Below are 6124 nucleotides of genomic sequence, written 5' to 3'. Positions count from 1 at the left end.
GTCAACGATGCGCCTGTGGTCAGCGTTCCCGCCAGCATTGGTGTGACCGAAGACACGGCCAGTGCTTTGACCGGTATTTCCTTCAGCGATGTGGATGCCGGTGGTAGCAGCGTTACCGCTACTCTGTCGGTCGCTTCGGGCACGTTGGCGGCCGCCAGCGGCAGTGGGGTAGTAGTTGGGGGCAGTAGCAGCGCCCTGACCCTGACCGGCAGCGTCGCCAGCATCAACGCTTTCATCGCGGGCGGTAACCTGACCTTTACAACTGCCGCCAATACCACCAGCGACGTCACTCTCACGGTGGCTATCAATGATGGCGGCAATACCGGTAGCGGTGGCGCGCAGAGTGACAGCGATAGCACGACCCTGCAGGTGAGCGCGGTCAATGACGCACCCGTGGTCACACTACCTGCTTCGATCAGTGTCAATGAGGATGTCAGCACTGCCTTGACCGGCATTAGCTTCGCCGACCTCGACGCCGGTAGCAGTTCGGTTACCGCGACCTTCTCGGTGGTCTCGGGTAGCCTGAGTGCTACCAGCGCCGCCGGGGTCATCGTGGCCGGCTCGGGTACGGATAGCCTGACCCTGTCGGGCAGTATCACCAGTATTAACGCCTTTATCGCCGGCAACGGGCTCAGCTTCCAGACTGCGTTGAACTCGACCAGCAACGTCGTGCTCAGCGTCAGTATTGATGATGGCGGCAACAGTGGCACCGATCCAGGCAACAGCGGTACCGGTTCATCCGAAGCGGACTCCACCACTCTTACCCTGAGCGTCACGGCCGTCAACGATGCGCCTGTGGTCAGCGTTCCCGCCAGCATTGGTGTGACCGAAGACACGGCCAGTGCTTTGACCGGTATTTCCTTCAGCGATGTGGATGCCGGTGGTAGCAGCGTTACCGCTACTCTGTCGGTCGCTTCGGGCACGTTGGCGGCCGCCAGCGGCAGTGGGGTAGTAGTTGGGGGCAGTAGCAGCGCCCTGACCCTGACCGGCAGCGTCGCCAGCATCAACGCTTTCATCGCGGGCGGTAACCTGACCTTTACAACTGCCGCCAATACCACCAGCGACGTCACTCTCACGGTGGCTATCAATGATGGCGGCAATACCGGTAGCGGTGGCGCGCAGAGTGACAGCGATAGCACGACCCTGCAGGTGAGCGCGGTCAATGACGCACCCGTGGTCACACTACCTGCTTCGATCAGTGTCAATGAGGATGTCAGCACTGCCTTGACCGGCATTAGCTTCGCCGACCTCGACGCCGGTAGCAGTTCGGTTACCGCGACCTTCTCGGTGGTCTCGGGTAGCCTGAGTGCTACCAGCGCCGCCGGGGTCATCGTGGCCGGCTCGGGTACGGATAGCCTGACCCTGTCGGGCAGTATCACCAGTATTAACGCCTTTATCGCCGGCAACGGGCTCAGCTTCCAGACTGCGTTGAACTCGACCAGTAACGTCGTGCTTAGCGTCAGTATCGATGATGGTGGCAACAGTGGCAGTGGCGGCAGCCTCGACGATACCGACACTCTCGTATTGAGCGTCACGGCAGTCAACGATGCTCCAGTCAATGCTGTGCCCGGTACCCAGGCGGTCGATCAGGACGCCACACTGATCTTCAGCGGCGGCAACGGCAATCTGATTTCCGTCGGTGATGTCGACGCGGGCGGCGGCACACTGCGTGTGACCCTGAGCGGCAGCAATGGCCTGATCACGCTGCCCGGCACCACCGGTTTGAGCTTTATCGTTGGAAGCGGCACCAATGACGGCAGCATGACCTTCGAAGGCGGCATTGCCGATATCAACTTGGCGTTGAATGGGCTGATCTTCTCTCCCACTCCAGGCTACAACGGCGCGGCCAGTCTGCAGGTCGTTACTAGCGACCTTGGGCTGAGCGGTAGTGGCGGTACCCAGGCCGATAGCGACACCATCGCCATCACGGTCAACAGCATCAATCCGGTAATCACCTCGGTCAACGTGACCAATCCGGACGGCAGCTACAAGATCGGCGACAGCATTACGGTTACGGTCACCCTCGACCAGACGGTAACTGTGGATACCGTCGGCGGCTCGCCCACGTTACTGCTGGAAACCGGCAGCATTGACCGACTGGCCACCTACGTGTCCGGCTCCGGCAGCGATACCCTGACCTTCAGCTATACGGTGCAGGCAGGTGACCTCAGCGCCGATCTCGATTACCAATCCACTGATGCCCTGGCTTTGAACGGCGCGACCATTCGCAGCGTCGGCAGCGACGATGCCATCCTCACCCTGCCGGCCTTCGGTGGCGTCGACTCCATCGCTGGCCAGCACGACCTGGTTATCGACGGTGTGGCTCCGAGCGTGAGCTCAGTCACGCTGCCGGCGAACGCCACCTACATCGCCGGGCAGGTACTGGAGTTCAGTGTCGCCTTCGACGATGCGGTTATCGTCGATACCAGCAGTGGCACACCACGCATCGCAATTGCCTTGGATGTCGGCGGTACGGCATACGCCGACTACGTCGCAGGATCGGGCAGCAGCACCCTGACATTCCGCTATACCGTGCAGTCCGGTCAGGTCGACTTGACCGGCATCGCTGTCGGTGCATCACTGCAGGCCAATGGTGCGACCCTGCGCGACAACCTTGGCAATGATGCCAATCTGGGGTTGACCGGACTGCCGAGCACGGCCGGGGTGCAGATCAGGGCTCCACTCGATGCTGGCGATCCAGAATTCCGCGTCACGCCGACGCCACCGCCAGTCATTGCGCCGCCGCCTCCACCGCCGTTGATCTCATCGCCGCCACCATTGGCACTTTTGCCGGCGCTGGTACCGCCGTCATTGTTCGAAGTACCGGGCTTGGGCGGTGGGCTACCGCCGCTTGGCAATATCTTCCTGCAAAACCAGGTGTTGGCACCGAGCTTCCTAGCCCAGGTATTCAGCAGTTCATCCGGTGATGGCTCCGGCGTGGGCTTCCTCGGTTTCGGCGGCGGCGATGCCGGTGTATTTGGCAGCAGCACGCTGTCATCGATATTCAGCGATCTAGCCCCGCAGGACGGTGCTGGGGATATCTTCGGCGGGGATATCGGCGACATATGGGGGAGTGAGGAGGAAGGGCAAGGTTTCCTCGGTGCGCCGACGTTGGGGCAGCAACTGGACAGCCTGCACAACAGCGAATTGAAGCAGATAGATCAACTAGCCAAGGCTTTTGGCGAATGGGCCGAGAAGGCACCAGCGGCCTGAACGAACCGACAATAAAAGAATAAACCGCGATTAGGGGGCGGCCCAAGGATGAATAAACATTACAAGGTACTGGCTGTCAGCATTCTTGCGACGGCAATTGGGGGCTGTGCGGTGACTAGCCAGCCGATCGAGCGCGCGGCCAGCGAGCAGCGGGCTCAAGCGGATCTAGCCAGTATGTTCAGCGGGCAGGAGCCGTTGAGCGCACCCTTGACCTTACATCAGGCCATGGCCCGAGCGGTCAAGTACAACCTGGAAGCCCGTTTGAAGGTCATGGAGGAGGCGTTGGCCGAGCGCCAGGTGGATTTATCCCGCCTCGACATGTTGCCGCGCATGGCGTTGGACGCAGGCTATACCGGGCGTAATAACGTCAGCGCTTCCAGCAGCCGCAGTATCAGCACAGGAACCCAGTCCCTGGAACCTTCCACCTCGCAGGACCGCGACCGCGAGGTCGGCGACCTGACCATGGTCTGGAACGTGCTCGACTTCGGCGTCAGCTATGTCAGCGCCCAGCAGCAGGGCGACCAGCGCCTGATCGTGCAGGAGCGTCGGCGCAAGGTGCTGCATACCATCATCCAGGATGTGCGTTCGGCTTATTGGCGCGCCTTGGCCGCCGAGCGCCTGCTGGTGCAGATCGACCAGCAGATGGTGCGGGTCGATCAGGCCAGGCAGAACAGCCTGCGGATGAGTGAGCAACGCATCGGTGATCCGGTGCAATCGCTCGGCTACCAGCGCGCCTTGATCGAGGCGACCCGTCAGTTGGAGCAACAGCGGCGCGCCTTGTCCCTGGCCAAGACCGAACTGGCGGCGCTGATCAATCTGCCGATGAATACGCGCTTCGAACTGGCTCCGGCTTCCGACAGTTATCCGGTACCTACTCTCGCGACGGACCTGGCGGTGCTCGAGCAAGAGGCGCTGATCAATCGCCCCGAGTTGCGTGAACAGGATTACCAGGCCCGTATTGGTGCGGCGGAAACCCGCAAGGCGATGTTGCGTATGCTGCCTGGCTTGGAGTTCTCCCTGGGCGGGCATTACGACAGCAACTCATTTTTGACCAACCAGAGCTGGGCCGACTACGGCGTGAAGGTCACCTGGAACCTGTTCAACCTGCTCTCGGCACCTGCTGCCATTGATGCAGCCAAGGCCAGTGAAGATGTAGTGACACTGCGCCGCCAGGCCATGTCCATGGCGATTCTTGCGCAGCTGTATGTGGCCAATGCCAACTTCCAGGAGGCCGCCCGTCAATTCTCCACCAGCGAACAATTGGCCAGTCTCGATCAGCAGATTGCCGAGCAGTTGCGCAATCGGCACAAGGCCCAGGGCATCGGTGAGCTGGAGTTGATCCAGGGTGAGTTGAACCTGTTGCAGGCCAACCTGCGGCGTGACCTGGCCTATGCCGATTTGCGCAACGCCTATGGTCAGGTGTTTGCCAGTGTCGGGTTTGATCCTTTACCGGAAGAACTGGGCTCTGACCAGCTCGACGATATTGCTCAGGCCTTGGCCAGTCGCGAAGCGGAGTGGCAGGCGGGCAAGCTCTAAGCGGCCGCGGGAAGTAGCGCGGTCTTACCTGTAGCCCGAATAAGCCGCAGAACGCGGCGCAATCCGGGACAACGATCCCGGATTGCGCCAGGGCTTATCCGGGCTACGGAGGCTATGTAGGTTGGCGCTGAGCTCGCGAAGTTCAACGATGCAGCAACGCCACCGTTCAGGTGCGCGACGCATTGAAGTTGTTGCCGGCCAGAAATACAAAAGCCCCGCAGAGCGGGGCTTATGTTTGCAGCAAGTACCGCTTAGACGTTAAAGCGGAAATGCATGACGTCGCCATCCTTGACGATGTACTCCTTGCCTTCCAAGCGCCATTTTCCAGCCTCTTTGGTGCCGGCTTCGCCCTTGTACTGAATAAAGTCGTTGTAGGCGATGACTTCGGCGCGGATAAAGCCTTTTTCGAAGTCGGTGTGGATCACGGCAGCCGCCTGCGGGGCGGTGGCACCGATCTTGACGGTCCAGGCGCGCACTTCCTTGACCCCGGCGGTGAAGTAGGTCTGCAGGTTGAGCAACTCGTAGCCGGCGCGGATGACGCGGTTGAGGCCGGGCTCTTCCAGGCCCAGGGCTTCGAGGAACATGTCCTTTTCTTCGCCGTCATCCAGCTCGGCGATTTCCGCTTCGATCTTGTTGCACACCGGCACCACGGGCGCGCCTTCGGCGTCGGCGATGGCCTGTACCACGTCGAGCAGCGGGTTGTTCTCGAAGCCGTCCTCGGCGACGTTGGCGATATACATCACCGGCTTGCTGGTTAGCAGATGGAAGCCGCGTACCAGTGCCTTCTCGTCGTCACCCAGGGTCTTCATCAGGGTACGCGCCGGCTTGCCTTCGCTGAAGTGCGGAATCAGCTTCTCCAGCAGGGCTTTCTGCGCCACGGCTTCCTTGTCGCCGCCTTTGGCGTTGCGGGTGACTCTCTGCAGTTGCTTTTCGCAGCTGTCGAGGTCAGCGAAGATCAGTTCCAGGTCGATGATCTCGATGTCGCGCTTGGGGTCGACGCTGTTGGCGACGTGGATCACGTTGTCGTCCTGAAAGCAGCGCACCACGTGGGCGATGGCGTCGGTCTCGCGGATGTTGGCGAGGAACTTGTTGCCCAGGCCTTCACCCTTGGAGGCACCTTCGACCAGACCGGCGATATCGACGAACTCCATGGTGGTCGGCAGCACGCGCTCCGGCTTGACGATCTCGGCCAGGGCCTGCAGGCGCGGGTCGGGCATCGGCACGATGCCGCTGTTCGGCTCGATGGTGCAGAAGGGGAAGTTCTCCGCCGCAATCCCGGATTTGGTGAGGGCGTTGAACAGGGTGGACTTGCCGACGTTGGGCAGGCCGACGATGCCGCAGTTGAATCCCATGGTGTGTCCCTCGCGCGATTGGC

Annotated in this window: 3 protein-coding genes; 2 read left to right on the top strand and 1 reads right to left on the bottom strand. The window is 61.3% G+C overall.

Going from position 1 to position 6124, the window contains the following annotated elements:
• Positions 1-3213, top strand: a 3213-nt coding sequence (locus WMW70_RS08355) for a beta strand repeat-containing protein (RefSeq protein WP_445942118.1), incomplete at its 5' end; no start/stop codon positions are given.
• Between the two features lie 48 nt (positions 3214-3261).
• Positions 3262-4749, top strand: coding sequence for a TolC family protein (locus WMW70_RS08350; protein ID WP_341437036.1), 1488 nt, complete (start codon positions 3262-3264; stop codon positions 4747-4749).
• 251 nt (positions 4750-5000) lie between these two features.
• Here the strand turns inward: WMW70_RS08350 and ychF are convergent, their stop codons facing one another.
• On the bottom strand, positions 5001-6101 hold the full coding sequence (ychF, locus tag WMW70_RS08345) for a redox-regulated ATPase YchF (protein ID WP_341437034.1): 1101 nt from the start codon (positions 6099-6101) through the stop codon (positions 5001-5003).
• Between the last annotated feature and the right edge of the window lie 23 nt (positions 6102-6124).

This window comes from Pseudomonas sp. XK-1 (assembly GCF_038069885.1).
In the GTDB taxonomy this organism is placed as follows: Bacteria; Pseudomonadota; Gammaproteobacteria; order Pseudomonadales; family Pseudomonadaceae; genus Aquipseudomonas.
This window is presented reverse-complemented; position numbering and strand designations above follow the sequence as displayed.